This is a genomic window from Pseudoduganella flava (assembly GCF_007830495.1).
Lineage (GTDB): Bacteria > Pseudomonadota > Gammaproteobacteria > Burkholderiales > Burkholderiaceae_D > Rugamonas > Rugamonas flava.
In genome coordinates, this window is record NZ_VLKW01000004.1 from 97,211 (window position 1) to 110,423 (window position 13,213).

General features: G+C 65.0%; 13 protein-coding genes. 10 read left to right on the forward strand and 3 right to left on the reverse strand.

Annotated elements, in window-relative coordinates; translation table 11 throughout:
• Positions 1–83 precede the first annotated feature (83 nt).
• Positions 84–1,175 (forward strand): serine hydrolase, encoded by a 1,092-nt coding sequence (locus IP92_RS12115; protein WP_145875086.1) that lies wholly within the window; start codon positions 84–86, stop codon positions 1,173–1,175.
• Here IP92_RS12115 and IP92_RS12120 read toward each other — a convergent pair.
• A complete protein-coding gene (locus tag IP92_RS12120; protein WP_145875088.1) occupies positions 1,154–1,936 on the reverse strand; it encodes an IclR family transcriptional regulator in 783 nt (260 codons plus the stop codon). The genes IP92_RS12115 and IP92_RS12120 overlap by 22 nt on opposite strands.
• Before the next feature lie 134 nt (positions 1,937–2,070).
• Between IP92_RS12120 and IP92_RS12125 the strand changes: the two genes are divergently transcribed.
• The 9 genes from IP92_RS12125 to IP92_RS12165 all read left to right on the forward strand — a co-directional run bounded on the left by IP92_RS12125 (position 2,071) and on the right by IP92_RS12165 (position 9,315).
• A complete protein-coding gene (locus IP92_RS12125) occupies positions 2,071–2,457 on the forward strand; it encodes a diacylglycerol kinase (RefSeq protein ID WP_145875090.1) in 387 nt (128 codons plus the stop codon).
• Positions 2,458–2,555: 98 nt separating this feature from the next.
• Positions 2,556–3,563: a sulfate ABC transporter substrate-binding protein gene (locus tag IP92_RS12130; protein ID WP_145875092.1), complete on the forward strand. Its 1,008-nt coding sequence runs from the start codon at positions 2,556–2,558 to the stop codon at positions 3,561–3,563.
• 15 nt (positions 3,564–3,578) lie between these two features.
• Positions 3,579–4,133 carry an RBBP9/YdeN family alpha/beta hydrolase gene (locus IP92_RS12135; protein WP_145875094.1) on the forward strand — a complete coding sequence of 185 codons (555 nt, stop codon included), beginning with the start codon at positions 3,579–3,581 and terminating at the stop codon, positions 4,131–4,133.
• Between the two features lie 25 nt (positions 4,134–4,158).
• Positions 4,159–4,797, forward strand: a complete 639-nt coding sequence (locus tag IP92_RS12140; protein ID WP_145875096.1) for a peroxiredoxin — start codon at positions 4,159–4,161, stop codon at positions 4,795–4,797.
• 371 nt (positions 4,798–5,168) lie between these two features.
• Positions 5,169–6,044: a sulfate ABC transporter permease subunit CysT gene (gene cysT / locus IP92_RS12145; protein ID WP_371860926.1), complete on the forward strand. Its 876-nt coding sequence runs from the start codon at positions 5,169–5,171 to the stop codon at positions 6,042–6,044.
• 1 nt (position 6,045) lies between these two features.
• A complete protein-coding gene (cysW, locus tag IP92_RS12150) occupies positions 6,046–6,927 on the forward strand; it encodes a sulfate ABC transporter permease subunit CysW (RefSeq protein WP_145875098.1) in 882 nt (293 codons plus the stop codon).
• Between the two features lie 13 nt (positions 6,928–6,940).
• Entirely contained in the window at positions 6,941–8,014 is a 1,074-nt protein-coding gene (locus IP92_RS12155) for a sulfate/molybdate ABC transporter ATP-binding protein (protein ID WP_145875100.1), read from the forward strand.
• Positions 8,011–8,943, forward strand: coding sequence for a CysB family HTH-type transcriptional regulator (locus tag IP92_RS12160; RefSeq protein WP_145875102.1), 933 nt, complete (start codon positions 8,011–8,013; stop codon positions 8,941–8,943). Before IP92_RS12155 ends, IP92_RS12160 begins: the two co-directional genes overlap by 4 nt.
• Before the next feature lie 105 nt (positions 8,944–9,048).
• A complete protein-coding gene (locus tag IP92_RS12165) occupies positions 9,049–9,315 on the forward strand; it encodes a hypothetical protein (RefSeq protein ID WP_145875104.1) in 267 nt (88 codons plus the stop codon).
• Between the two features lie 176 nt (positions 9,316–9,491).
• Here IP92_RS12165 and IP92_RS12170 read toward each other — a convergent pair whose 3' ends face one another.
• Together IP92_RS12170 and IP92_RS12175 are read right to left on the reverse strand one after the other, a co-directional pair.
• Positions 9,492–11,867 (reverse strand): TonB-dependent receptor plug domain-containing protein, encoded by a 2,376-nt coding sequence (locus IP92_RS12170; protein WP_145875106.1) that lies wholly within the window; start codon positions 11,865–11,867, stop codon positions 9,492–9,494.
• A gap of 294 nt (positions 11,868–12,161) precedes the next feature.
• Positions 12,162–13,208: an aldo/keto reductase gene (locus tag IP92_RS12175; protein WP_145875109.1), complete on the reverse strand. Its 1,047-nt coding sequence runs from the start codon at positions 13,206–13,208 to the stop codon at positions 12,162–12,164.
• Positions 13,209–13,213: the final 5 nt, after the last annotated feature.

Below are 13,213 nucleotides of genomic sequence, written 5' to 3' on the forward strand. Positions count from 1 at the left end.
CGACAATGTGAAATGATGTTGCGCCCGCTCTGCATTTTGCTACACTGCAACGGATCGTTCTGCTGCTGACACGGGGATATCGTATGTACAAAGTAATCGTAGCCGCGCTGCTTTCCGCGCTGTGCGTATCGGTGCCGGTCACTGCCGTGCAGGCGGCCGAGGGCGTCAAGAAGACCGCGAAGAAAAGCGTGGTCAAGAAGGCCGGCGTGCGCCGCCTGGCCGCTGCCGAGCCGCGCGACAAGATCGTGCGCCGCGTTGTCACTGTGCGCGGCAAGAAGAAGGTCGTGTACCAGCGCATGACGAACGTCGGCTTCGCGCCCCGTCCGACGATGGGCGACCTGGCCGGCCTGAACCTGACGCGCGACCCGCTCGACCTGAAATCGAACGTGGCGCTGGTCGTCGACCAGAACAACGCGGAAGTGCTGTTCGAGAAGAACGCCAACGTGGCGCTGCCGATCGCATCGATCACGAAGATGATGACGGCGCTTGTCGTCGTCGAGGCGAACCAGGACCTGGACGAGGTGCTGACCGTCACCGAGGACGACGTCGACCGCGCCAAGTTCTCCAGCTCGCGCCTGAACGTGGGCGACCAGCTGACCCGCCGCAACATGCTGCATATCGCGCTGATGAGTTCGGAGAACCGGGCCGCGTCCGCGCTGGGCCGCAATTATCCGGGCGGCCTGCCGGCGTTTGTCGAAGCGATGAACGCGAAGGCGCAGGCACTGGGCATGACGGAGACGCACTACGCCGATTCCACCGGCCTGTCGACGCGGAACGTGGCCAGTGCGCGCGACCTCGCCAAGCTGGCGATGGCGGCCTATGAACACCCGATGCTGCGCGAGTTCTCCACCGATCCGAAGGCGATCGTGGAACGTAACGGCCGTCCGGTGCAGTTCGGCACGACGAATGGCCTGGTGATGCCGACGTCCGGCTGGCAGATCGGCTTGCAAAAGACGGGCTTCATCAACGAGGCCGGGCGCTGCATGATGATGCAGGCCGTCGTCGAAGGCCGTGCCGTGATCATGGTGCTGCTCGATGCGAAGGGCACCGCCGCGCGCGTGGCGGATGCGGTGCGGATGAAGAAATGGCTGGCGGCACTGAAGCCGGCGTCGTTCTCCGACACGGCCGGCGCGGCCGGCGCCGGCGCGATGACTCAGTCCGCAGCCGGCATGTAACCCAATGTGGCGGAGATCTGGTTGGCGGTATTGACCAGGTCTTCCAGCCATTCCTCCTGCAGGCGGTCGGCCGGCGCCGAGATCGACAGGCCCGCCACCAGCTTGCCGCTGTCGTCGCGAATCCCCGCCGCCATGCAGCGCACACCCAGTTCCAGTTCCTCGTTGTCGCGCGCATAGCCGCGCGAACGCACCAGCGACAGCTCGCGCTCCAGGCGCGCCAGGTCCGTGATCGAATTCTTGTTGTGGCCCGCCAGGCCCGTGCGGGTCGCGTACGCGCGGATCGCCTTCGGTTCGTCCACCGACAGGAACAGTTTACCCGTCGACGTCAGGTGCAGCGGCCCGCGGCCGCCAATGGCGCGCACCACCTGCATGCCGGAGCGCTCGGAGAACGCGCGATCGATGTAGACGATCTCGTCGCCCTGGCGCACGGACAGGTTGATCGTCTGCTGCGTCTTCTTGTGCAGTGCGCGCATGAAGTCCAGCGCCGCTTCCCGCACGGACAGGCGGCTCTTGACGACATTGCCCAGCTCCAGCAGGCGCATGCCGAGCCGGTAGGTGCCCGGTTCGATGCGGTCGACGAAACGCGTGAGCACCAGGTCGTTCAAGATGCGGTGGGCGGTGGACGGGTGCAGCCCCGAGACCTTCGACAATTCCTTCAGGCTGACGGGGTCCGGGTACTTGGCCAGCGCATCCAGCAGGCCCACCATGCGTTCGATGACCTGGATCGTCGTTTTTTGTTCCGGAACGTTTTCCATTTTCATGATGTGGTTGGTGCGGTGCAGTATCAGTGCGGTCCTTTATACCATGATGTGAAAAAAATGGGAATTGCAGGAATCCTCTAGTGGAACACGCCGTTATAATGGCCCACTTATTTATTTCCCAAAAGTACCGGCGTATGACCGAACCTGTCAGCGAGTTCAAGAGTAAAAGCGGTTTGAAACGGATCGTGTCCGCCTTCGGCTATTCGCTGCAGGGCTTGCGGACGGCGTGGCGGCACGAGCACGCTTTCCGGCAGGAGCTGGCCGTGTGCGCCGTCGGCTTCGTGCTTGCGTTGGTACTGCCGATCTCCAGCTTCCAGAAGCTGGCGCTGATCGCCGTGCTGCTGCTGGTGCTGATCGTCGAGCTGATCAATTCGGCGATCGAGGCCGTCGTCGACCGCGTGTCGCTGGAGCGGCATCCACTGTCGAAGAACGCGAAAGACTTCGGCAGCGCCGCCGTGCTGCTGGCCTGCGTGCTGGCTGCGGCTACGTGGGCGGTGGTGCTGTTCAACCGGTTCTGGTAACCCTATATAAGAATCCGGTATAAGAAAGCATCAAAAACTTAGTTCTCTTCTATAAGTGGTAAAGCTACAGTGCAACCTCCAAACAATAGGGGGTACCGATGCTGTCCAAAAAACTTTCCACGCTTGCCGCCGCCGTCGTCACCACGTTCGCCGTCGCGCTGACCGCGCAGGCGGCCGACATCAGCCTGCTGAACGTGTCGTATGACCCGACGCGCGAGCTGTACCAGGACGTCAACGAGGCCTTCGCCAAGGAGTGGAAGGCGAAGACGGGCGACACCGTGAAGATCAAGCAATCGCACGGCGGCTCCGGCAAGCAGGCCCGCGCCGTGATCGACGGGCTGCAGGCCGACGTCGTCACGCTGGCGCTGGCGTACGACATCGACGCCATCGCCGAGCGGGGCCTCGTGGCCAAGGATTGGCAAAAGCGCCTGGGCCACAATGCGACGCCGTACAGCTCGACGATCGTGTTCCTGGTCCGCAAGGGCAACCCGAAAGGCATCAAGGATTGGGCCGACCTCGTCAAGCCGGGTGTGCAGGTGATCACGCCGAATCCAAAGACGTCCGGCGGCGCGCGCTGGAACCACCTGGCCGCCTATGGCTACGCGCTGCGCCAGCCGGGCGGCAGCGATGCCACCGCGCGCGACTACCTGAAGAAGCTGTACAAGAACGTGCCCGTGCTCGATTCGGGCGCGCGCGGCGCGACGACGACATTCGTCGAGCGGGGCATCGGCGACGTGCTGATCGCGTGGGAAAACGAGGCGCTGCTGGCGATCAAGGAGCTGGGCCCGGACAAGTTCCAGATCGTGGCGCCGTCCGTGTCGATCCTGGCCGAGCCGCCGGTGGCGGTCGTCGACAAGGTCGTCGACAAGCGCGGCACGCGCAAGGTCGCCGAAGCCTACCTGAACTTCCTGTACACGGACGCGGCGCAGGACCTGATCGCGAAGAATTACTATCGTCCGACGGTGGAAAAGGAAGCGAAGAAATACGCGGCGCAGTTCCCAGCCATTAAACTGTTCACGATCGCCGACGTGGCGGGCGACTGGACGAAGGCGCAGAAGACCCACTTCGCCGATGGCGGCGTGTTCGACCAGATCTACCAGAAATAACCGACAGGAGAGTGCATGCCAGCCAGTCTTCCATTCCGCGTACTGATCGCGCCCGGCCTTTACGACAGCAGCCCGGATCATTGGCAGAGCCGCTGGCAGCGCCTGTACCCGTCGTTCGAGCGGGTGCAGCAGGACGACTGGAGTACCCCCGACTTGCTGGCCTGGAGCGCGCGGGTGGACGAGGTGCGCCGGCGCGATGCCCGCCCGACGTTGATCGTTGCCCACAGCTTCGGTTGCCTGGCATCGGTGCGCAGCGTGGCGCGCGATCCGGATCACGTGGCCGGCCTGCTGCTCGTTGCGCCCGCCGATCCTGACAAGTTCGACGTCGCCACGCTGGTGCCGCAGGCGGCGCTGCCGTGCCCGTCGATCGTCATCGCCAGCACGAACGACCCATGGATGCCGCAGGACCGGGCGCGCGAATGGGCCGGGCGCTGGGGCAGCACGTTCGTCGACGTGGGCGCGCTCGGGCACATCAATGCGGAGTCCGGCCTGAAGGACTGGTTGTTCGGGCAGCAGCAGTTGCAAATCCTGGCGGAACGGGCGCACAATGCGAAACCGTTGCAATATTGATCTTTGACTATCACTGGAGACTTCCATGACGCTACGCCTCGGCGATACCGCCCCTGATTTCGAGCAGGATTCCTCGATCGGCCGCATCAAGTTCCACGAGTGGGCGGGCGATTCCTGGGTGGTGCTGTTCTCCCACCCCGCCGACTTCACCCCCGTCTGTACGACGGAGCTGGGCCTGACGGCCAAGCTGAAGCCCGAGTTCGACAAGCGCAACGTGAAGGCGATCGCGCTGTCCGTCGACCCGGCCGACGCGCACAAGGAGTGGATCAAGGACATCGAGGAAACCCAGAAGACGGTCGTCGGCTTCCCCATCATCGCCGACGCCGACAAGAAAGTGGCCACGCTGTACGACATGATCCACCCGGAACAATCGGCCACCGCGACGGTGCGCTCGCTGTTCGTCATCGACCCGGCGAAAAAGATCCGCCTGCAGATCACCTACCCGATGAGCACGGGCCGCAACTTCGACGAGATCCTGCGCGTGATCGACGCCCTGCAGCTGACCGACAAGCACACCGTCGCCACGCCGGGCAACTGGAAAGACGGCGACGACGTGATCATCCCGCTGACGATCCAGGATCCGGAAGTGATCAAGCAAAAATACCCGAAGGGCTATACGGCCCCGAAACCCTACCTGCGCCTGACCCCGCAGCCGAACAAGTAAGCGCCTGCACCCTCACCAAACCCGGGCCCGCCCGGGTTTTTTATTGCCCCAACTGCTGAGCTGGTCGCTAAACAACAGGGGACTGTCCCTCGATTTTGGCAACAAAAAATGCAGACGGTTATCGTCCTTGCGCTTTGTCGCCCAACGTCGTTCTTCTCGCGCCACCGCGAGCATATCCGTGAAATATCCACCTCATGAGGTAACAAAATTTCCAAAACCGAGGGACAGTCCCCTAATTTGAGAAATGTTGCGTGTGGCTATGCCATATCCGCAGAGGCATCTAAGCAAATGACAAAAGGTTAGTTTGGTTTATAACGCCTAGATGCGAGACTTCGGCCTCAATATCCGAAAATGTAATAAGAGGGGCCACCATGTCTGCAGTACTGCCGGTCACGCAGCCGGTATCGTTTGAAGCGAGGAAGCGGGCGCCGTATCGGGTCATGCCGGGCTTTAAGCTGTCGCTGGGCTTCACGATCTTCTACCTGACGCTGATCGTCCTGATTCCGCTGTCCGCGCTGTTCCTGAAGACGTTCACGATGACGTGGGAAGCGTTCTGGAGCGCTGTCACGTCCGAGCGCGTGATGGCGTCGTACCGCCTGACCTTTGGCGCGTCGCTGATCGGTGCCGCCATCAACGTCGTCTTCGGCGGCATCGTCGCGTGGGTGCTGGTGCGCTACCGCTTCCCCGGCAAGCGCCTCATCGACGCGCTGGTCGACCTGCCGTTCGCGCTGCCCACCGCCGTGGCCGGCATCACGCTCACCGCGCTGTATTCGTCGAACGGCTGGATCGGCCAGTTCGTCGAGGGCAAGCTGGGCATCAAGGTCGCGTTCACGCCGCTCGGCGTCGTGCTGGCGCTGACGTTCATCGGCCTGCCGTTCGTTGTCCGGACCGTGCAGCCGGTGCTGGAAGACGCCGAACGCGAGCTCGAGGAAGCCGCCGCGTCGCTCGGCGCGTCGTCGTGGCAGACGTTTTCCCGCGTCGTCTTCCCCACCATCCTGCCGTCGCTGCTGACGGGCTTCGCGCTGGCGTTCGCCCGCGCCACCGGCGAATACGGCTCGGTGATCTTCATCGCCGGGAACATGCCGATGGTGTCCGAGATCACGCCGCTGTTCATCATCACGAAGCTGGAGCAGTACGACTACACGGGTGCCACGGCGATCGCCGTCGTGATGCTGGTCGTGTCGTTCATCATGCTGTTGGCGATCAACCTGTTGCAGGCCTGGGCCCGCGGCAAATCGAGGAAGTGACATGAGTGCTGCGAATTCTTCCCACCGCGGCGAACTGCCGACCGTGTCCGACGTGCTGGAGCCGCGCTGGGTGCGCTGGGCCCTGATCACGGTCGCGCTGACGTTCCTGACGCTGTTCCTGTTCGTGCCGCTGTTCGCCGTGTTCGCCGAGGCGTTCCGCAAGGGCGCCGAGGTGTACCTGGAGTCGATCCGCGAAGACGATGCGATCGCCGCCGTCAAGCTCACGCTGATCACCGCCGGCGTCGCCGTGCCGCTGAATCTCGTGTTCGGCGTGGCCGCGTCGTGGGCCATCGCGAAGTTCGAGTTTCGCGGCAAGAGCCTGCTGCTGACGCTGATCGACCTGCCGTTCTCGGTGTCGCCCGTGATCTCGGGCCTGATCTACGTGCTGCTGTTCGGCGCGCAGGGCTGGTTCGGCGAATGGCTGGCCGAGCACGACATCAAGATCCTGTTCGCCGTCCCCGGCATCGTGCTGGCGACGATCTTCATCACGTTCCCGTTCGTCGCGCGCGAACTGATTCCGCTGATGCAGGCGCAGGGCAGCGAAGAGGAAGAGGCGGCCGTGGTGCTGGGCGCGTCGGGCTGGCAGACGTTCTTCCGCGTGACGCTCCCCAACATCAAGTGGGGCCTGCTGTACGGCGTGATCCTGTGTAACGCCCGCGCGATGGGCGAGTTCGGCGCGGTGTCCGTCGTGTCGGGCCACATCCGCGGGGAGACCAACACGATGCCGCTGCAGGTCGAGATCCTCTACAACGAATACAACTTCGTCGCGGCCTTCGCCGTCGCCTCGCTGCTGGCGCTGCTGGCGCTGGTCACGCTGGCGCTGAAGAGCTTCATCGAATGGCGCCTGCACGAATCGCGTGCGGCCGAAGGCAACGACAACTGAAACCGGAGCAAACATGACGATCGCAGTCAAGAACATCAACAAGCGCTTCGGCGACTTCGTCGCGCTGAACAACGTGTCGCTGGACTTCCCGGCCGGTGAGCTGACGGCGCTGCTGGGTCCATCCGGCTGCGGCAAGACGACGCTGCTGCGCTGCATCGCCGGCCTGGAACACCCGGACTCCGGCCAGGTGCTGCTCGACGGCCAGGACGCGTCCGATCGCCACGTGCGCGAGCGCCAGGTCGGCTTCGTGTTCCAGCACTACGCGCTGTTCAAGCACATGACGGTGTTCGAGAACGTCGCCTTCGGCCTGCGCGTGAAGCCGCGCGCCGAGCGCCCGTCGGAAGACCAGATCCGCAGGAAAGTGAAAGAGCTTCTCGAGCTGGTGCAGCTGGACTGGCTGGCCGACCGCTATCCGCCGCAACTGTCCGGCGGCCAGCGCCAGCGTATCGCCCTGGCCCGCGCACTGGCCGTCGAACCGCGCGTGCTGCTGCTGGACGAGCCGTTCGGCGCGCTGGACGCGAAGGTGCGCAAGGAACTGCGCCGCTGGCTGCGCCGCCTGCACGACGACCTGCACGTTTCGTCGATCTTCGTCACGCACGACCAGGAAGAGGCGCTGGAAGTGGCCGACCAGGTCGTGTTGATGAACAAGGGCACCGTGGAGCAGATCGGCGCGCCGGACGAGGTGTACAACCATCCCGCCTCGCCGTTCGTCTACGGCTTCCTCGGCAACGTGAACGTGTTCCACGGCCGCGTGCACGAAGGCGTGCTGGCCAGCGAAGGCGTGCAGCTGGACGTGCCGGACCACACCCGCGTGCGCGACGGCAAAGGCACGGCGTACGTGCGCCCGCACGAGATGGACGTGGACCGCTACGCGCCGGGCGCGGACGGCATCGTCGTCAAGCTGCGCCGCGCGCATGCGATCGGCCCGCTGGCCCAGCTGGACCTGGAGCGCACCGACAACGCCCAGCTGATCGAGGCCACGATCTCCAATGAGCGCTTCCGCAACCTGGCCCTGAAGGAAGGCGAGACGCTGGTGGTGCGCCCGCAGCGCCTGCGCGTATTCGTCGACGAAGGAGCTTCCATATGAATTTCCAGCAGCTGCGTTCCATCCGCGAGGCCGCCCGCCGCAACTACAACCTGACGGAAGTGGCCAATGCGTTGTTCACGTCGCAGCCGGGTGTGAGCCGGCAGATCCGCGAACTCGAGGACGAACTGGGCGTCGTCATCTTCGAGCGCAACGGCAAGCGGCTGACGGGCCTGACGGAACCCGGCAAGGGCATCCTGAAGATCATCGACCGCCTGTTGATCGAGGCTGAGAACCTGCAGCACGCCAGCATGGAATACAAGGGCCAGAGCAGCGGCACGCTGACGATCGCGGCGACGCACACGCAAGCGCGCTACGCGCTGCCGCGCGCGGTGCAGACGTTCCGCGCTGCGTTCCCGGACGTGCGGATCGCCCTGCAGCAAAGCGCGCCGGACCACATCGCCGAGTGGGTCCTGTCCGGCAAGGCCGACATCGGCATCGCCACCGAAGGCCTGTCGCAATTCCCGGACCTCGTGTCGTTCCCGTGCTATCGCTGGAGCCACCTGATCGTCGTACCGGACGGCCACCCGCTGCTGGCGCGCACGCCGGTGCGGCTGGAAGACCTGGCCGAATTCCCGCTGATTACCTACGACGTGGGCTTCACGGGCCGCGGCCATATCGACGACGCGTTCGACAAGGCGGGCGTGCGGCCGGACATCGTGCTGACCGCGATGGACTCGGACGTGATCAAGCAGTACGTGACGTTGGGCCTGGGCGTCGGCCTCGTCGCCTCGATGGCGTTCGACCATGGCCGCGACAGGGGCTTGCGGGCGATCGAAGCTTCGCACCTGTTCGCCGCGAACACGACGCGGCTGGCGGTGCGGCGCGGCGCCTACCTGCGGCAGTATGCGTATGAATTCATCGCGCAGTTCGCGCCGGAGTTGAAGCGTGGCGATATCGAACAGGCGCTGCTCGGGAGCGAGGCGGCGTAAGATTCCTGGTACAGGGTTGATCCCGGCTGCGGCCGGGATTTTTTTTGCCTGCCACGCCGAGCGAATGGGGCCGGCGTACAATCGCGATCTTTCCGAGGAGTCCACATGTCCGAGTTCGACAATCCCCACCGCGGCGCGTTCGTCTGCCCGCACGTGTTCCACGCCGAGCGCCCGATCCTGCTGGTGGTGCATGAGGGCGGCGACTGGCAATTCCTGTGCGGCGGCACGGATCATTCGGATGGTCGGCTGGTCGGCATCGGCCACCTGATCGAGCGCGATGCAACGCTGCGCGAAGTGGAGGACCTGGCCGAGGGCGAACAGGCAGAACGCGAGCGGGTGGGCGCGCCTTGGCTGCGTGGTCCTGTGGAGTAGTGCGCGTTTGAACACGGGCTGAAAACCGGGGTCAGTCCCCTCGCGCCGCCGGCGACGGAGCTCCCGGCTGGCACTTACCGGGGACAGACCCCAGTAGCGCGACCGCCGTTTGCGACATCTCGCAAAAAAAATCCCGCTGCGGGCAGCGGGATTTCGCGCGATGGCAGCGGCGAGTCTTACCAGCTGTAGCCCACCTTCGCGTAGTAATACCGTCCATTGAAGCCTGCCGGCGAGAAGTTCGAGTACGGGTAGATGCCGTTCGTGTTCAGGTTGCCGTTCGACGTCGTCTTGTCCGGGTAGCTGTCCGTCAGGTTGTCGATGCCGACCGTGGCGCGCCAGTTCTTCGCGAAGCGCACCGTGCCCGATACGTCCAGTACCCACTGGCGGCCGTATTCCTGGTCCAGCGCCGCGTTGTTCTGCGGGACGGTGAACTTGCCGTACTGCGTCGCCAGTGCACGGGCGCTCCACACGCTGGCCGTGTAGTCGACACCGAAGCTGAGCTTGTCCTTCGGCGAACCGACCGTGTTGCGCAGCACCGTCTGGCGGTCGATCAGCAGCAGGTTGTTGGCGGTCAGGATCGCCGGGTTCGCGGCCACGTTCTCGACGTTCGTCTTGTTGTGGTTGAACGCGGCCGTGAAGTCCACGCGATCGCGGTTCGCCAGGTTCCAGCGATACGTGCTGACGACATCCACGCCCGTCGTCTTCGTGTCGATCGCGTTCGTGAAGTAGCGGCCCGCGCCGACCTGGATGCCTTGCGTGGCCAGCGTGTTACGCAGGTTCTGCGGCAGGGTCATGTTGGCCGACAGCGCGATGCGGTCGTCGACGAAGATGCGGTACACGTCCACCGTCGTGTTGAAGTTGCGGCTCGGTGCCAGCTGCAGGCCGATGCTGAAGTTGCGCGCCTTCTCCGCCTTCAGCGGCGTCGCGCCCAGCGCCTGCGCCGCGGTGCTGCCGACGGCGAACGTGCCCGTCTCGATCGGCGTGTTGACGCCGTTGACGACGGCGAAGTTCGTCGTCGTGATCGTGTAGAACTGCTGCGCCAGCGACGGCGCGCGGAAGCCGGACGACGCGGTGCCGCGCAGCGACACCTTGTCGTTGAACGCATAGCGTGCGGAAGCCTTGGCCGACGTCGTGCTGCCGAAGTCGGTGTAGTGCTCGTAGCGTGCGGCGAGCGCGCCGGACAGCTTTGGCGTCACCTGCGCTTCCAGGTTCACGTAGGCGGACTGGTTGCTGCGGCTGTTCTTGCCGGCGTTGGCCGGACGGAAGCCGGAGAAGCCCTGGGCGCCGCTGCCGCTGTACGAGGCTTCGTCACCGGCCTCGATCTCGTAGGCCTCGTGGCCCACTTCGACGCCGGTGGCCACCGTCAGCGGGCCGGCGAATGCGGCCACCGGAATCTCGCGTGCCAGGTCGAAGTTCGCCACCGACTGCGTATTGGTCAGCTTCCCGAGATGGAAGTGGGTGGGGCTTTGCGCGCCGAGCGTCTGGTTGACGGTGTTGTCGATGTCGAGCCAGAAGCTGTTGCGGCCCCAGTCGAGGCTTGCGTCCCAGCGCCAGCCGCCAATGTCGCCGCGCACGCCGGCCACGATCGACGAATCGGTGGACGTGCTGTTCTGCAGCGGCAGGAAGCCGTTCGGGAACAGTGGAGTGCGCTGCACGCCGCCGTTCAGCGCCGTACGCCACGTCGCCGCGGCTTCCGTGTCGCGCACACCGTACTGGCCGAACGCGTAGACGTCGGTGTTCTCGCCGATCTGGTACTGCGCATTGAACAGCACGTTGCGGGGCTGCGTATCCGAGTCGCCGTAGCGCTGCGTGACCTGGCCGTACAGCGGCTCGGCCGGGTTGCGCGCATCGGCGCCGGCCCGGTTCGTCGGGTTGCGGTCGGCCGCTTCCGCCGCCAGGCGCAGCCAGCCCTTGTCGCCCAGCGCGAAGCCGCCGGACGCCTTGACCGTGACCTGCTCGCCATCGCCTTCGTGGTACTGGCCGTAGCCCACTTCCACGTCGCCGCCGTTCGGGCCCTTCTTCAGGATGATGTTGACGACGCCGGCGATCGCATCGGAGCCGTATTGGGCCGACGCGCCGTCGCGCAGCACTTCGATGTGATCGATCGCCGCCAGCGGGATCGCGTTCAGGTCGACGGGCGCCGAACCGCGGCCCGCCGTGCCGTTGACGTTGACGACTGCCGATGCATGGCGGCGTTTGCCGTTCACCAGCACGAGCGTCTGGTCCGGCGCCAGGCCGCGCAGCTGCGCGGGGCGTACGGCGTCGGATGCGTCGGCCCCGGAAGGGCGCGGGAAGTTCATCGACGGCAGCAGGCGCGCCAGCACGGTGGCCAGCTCGGTCGACCCGGTGGCCTGCAGCTCTTTCGCGCCGATGATGTCGATCGGCGATTCGGAATCGGCCGTGCGGCGGTTCTTCGCGTATGTGCCGGTCACGACGACCTGCTGCAGTTCTTCAGTGGGAACTTGCTGCTGCGCGCCTGCCGGGGCGGCTGCCGCGGCAAGCAGGGAAAGGACGAGGAAGGACTTGTGGGAATGCGTGTAGCGTGTGCTCATCGGTGTTCTTGCAAGGTGATAGAGCCCGCAATGTTAATCGTTCGTCCTCATGAGACGAACGATTGATAAGCGCTTTGCTTATGCTTTCAAAGCATATGCTTTTGTCTCCTGCCGCGGACGGGGCAATCAAACCCCAATGCAAACCCCAGGGTCAGACCCGGCGGGGCGGAGCAGGGGTTTCGTGGAGCATGCTCCACGCCTGCGTAGCGGTGCCTGCCTGCAGGCAGGCACTCCTCCCTGACCCCGGCCTTTGCCGTTGGGGTTAACAGCGTCTGCGGCCCGCTAACGGAGCCATCACTGCCCCGGATTCGGCAAGCTCGCATGAATCGCGTCGATCTCTTCGAGCACGTGCCGCGGCAGCTTCACCGTGTACGCGTCGATGTTTTCCCGCAGCTGTGCCAGCGTCGTCGCGCCGATGATCGTCGAGGCGACGAACCAGCGCGAGTAGCACCAGGCCAGCGCCATCTGCGCGGGCGTCATGCCGTTGTCGCGCGCCAGCTTGGCATACCGGGCGACGGCGGCCAGCACGCCGGGGCGCAGGTAGCGCGGGCTCCACGTCGGCGGGTAGATCGTCAGGCGGCCATGCGCCTGCGGATCGTCCAGGTACTTCGCCGTCAGCTGGCCGAAGGCGAGGGGGCTGTAGGCGAGCAGGCTGACGTCTTCGCGCATGCACGTCTCGTCCAGGAAGCTCGTCTCGTAATGGCGCGCCGTCAGGTTGTACAGGTTCTGGATCGTCGCGATGCGCGGCAACCCCTTCATCTCGGCCTGCTTGACGAATTCGCAGACGCCCCACGACGATTCGTTGGACACGCCGATGTGGCGGATCTTGCCTTCGTCGACCAGCTTGCCCAGCGCGGCCAGCGTGTCCTCGATCGCCACCGATGCCCGCTCCTTGGCCGGGTCGAACGCCTGCGCGCCGAAGATCGGCACGTTGCGGCTTGGCCAGTGCAGCTGGTACAGGTCGATGTAGTCCGTCTGCAGCCGCGCGAGGCTCGTCTCGACTGCCGCGCGCAGGTTCTTCTCGTCGAAGTCCTGCGCACCGCCGCGGATCCAGTGGATGTTCGGGTTCGGCCCGGCAGCCTTCGTCGCCAGCACGACGTCGGCGCGCCGGCCCGTCTTCTTCAGCCACGTGCCGATGTAGCGTTCGGTGGAGCCCTGCGTCTCCGGGCTCGGCATGACCGGATACATCTCGGCCGTGTCGATGAAGTTGATGCCCCGCTCCAGCGCGTAATCGAGCTGGCTGTGCGCATCGCTTTCGCTGTTCTGCCGGCCCCACGTCATCGTGCCCAGGCAGATGCGCGTGACGTCGACGTCGGTGCGGCCCAGTTTGATCTTGTCCATGGCCG

Bases quoted from the DNA above. Each gene is read 5' to 3' on its own strand.
- cysT (WP_371860926.1), top strand. From the start codon at position 5,169: ATGTCTGCAGTACTGCCGGTCACGCAGCCGGTATCGTTTGAAGCGAGG.
- cysW (WP_145875098.1), top strand. From the start codon at position 6,046: ATGAGTGCTGCGAATTCTTCCCACCGCGGCGAACTGCCGACCGTGTCC.
- IP92_RS12165 (WP_145875104.1), top strand. From the start codon at position 9,049: ATGTCCGAGTTCGACAATCCCCACCGCGGCGCGTTCGTCTGCCCGCAC.
- IP92_RS12155 (WP_145875100.1), top strand. From the start codon at position 6,941: ATGACGATCGCAGTCAAGAACATCAACAAGCGCTTCGGCGACTTCGTC.
- IP92_RS12125 (WP_145875090.1), top strand. From the start codon at position 2,071: ATGACCGAACCTGTCAGCGAGTTCAAGAGTAAAAGCGGTTTGAAACGG.
- IP92_RS12115 (WP_145875086.1), top strand. From the start codon at position 84: ATGTACAAAGTAATCGTAGCCGCGCTGCTTTCCGCGCTGTGCGTATCG.
- IP92_RS12175 (WP_145875109.1), bottom strand. From the start codon at position 13,208: ATGGACAAGATCAAACTGGGCCGCACCGACGTCGACGTCACGCGCATC.
- IP92_RS12170 (WP_145875106.1), bottom strand. From the start codon at position 11,867: ATGAGCACACGCTACACGCATTCCCACAAGTCCTTCCTCGTCCTTTCC.
- IP92_RS12130 (WP_145875092.1), top strand. From the start codon at position 2,556: ATGCTGTCCAAAAAACTTTCCACGCTTGCCGCCGCCGTCGTCACCACG.
- IP92_RS12135 (WP_145875094.1), top strand. From the start codon at position 3,579: ATGCCAGCCAGTCTTCCATTCCGCGTACTGATCGCGCCCGGCCTTTAC.
- IP92_RS12140 (WP_145875096.1), top strand. From the start codon at position 4,159: ATGACGCTACGCCTCGGCGATACCGCCCCTGATTTCGAGCAGGATTCC.
- IP92_RS12120 (WP_145875088.1), bottom strand. From the start codon at position 1,936: ATGAAAATGGAAAACGTTCCGGAACAAAAAACGACGATCCAGGTCATC.
- IP92_RS12160 (WP_145875102.1), top strand. From the start codon at position 8,011: ATGAATTTCCAGCAGCTGCGTTCCATCCGCGAGGCCGCCCGCCGCAAC.